Annotated in this window: 1 pseudogene; it reads left to right on the plus strand. The window is 42.4% G+C overall.

Annotated elements, in window-relative coordinates:
- Nucleotides 1-97: 97 nt before the first annotated feature.
- Nucleotides 98-311, plus strand: a pseudogene (locus tag FLQ44_RS06360) (DNA polymerase III delta subunit-related protein); the annotation flags it as partial.

Consider the following 311-nt stretch of genomic DNA (forward strand, 5'->3'; position numbering starts at 1 on the left):
CGAGTTGGATACTTCCGACTGAACCGAAATCACATGAAGCGGATAACAGCAAGACACCATGAATGTCTACGTGTCAGATGACAGAACGTCCAGTATTGCTTACTTATTTACAGGAACACGTGGAGTTGGAAAAACCACAATTGCGCGAATTTTAGCAAAATGTTTAAACTGTGAAACTGGCGTAACTTCGACACCTTGTGAAGTTTGTGCAACATGTAAAGCTGTGAATGAAGGGCGTTTTATTGACCTCATCGAAATTGATGCAGCATCACGAACCAAGGTTGAAGATACCCGTGAGCTGCTTGATAATG

The organism is Vogesella mureinivorans (assembly GCF_007644035.1).
Taxonomy (GTDB): Bacteria; Pseudomonadota; Gammaproteobacteria; order Burkholderiales; family Chromobacteriaceae; genus Vogesella; species Vogesella mureinivorans.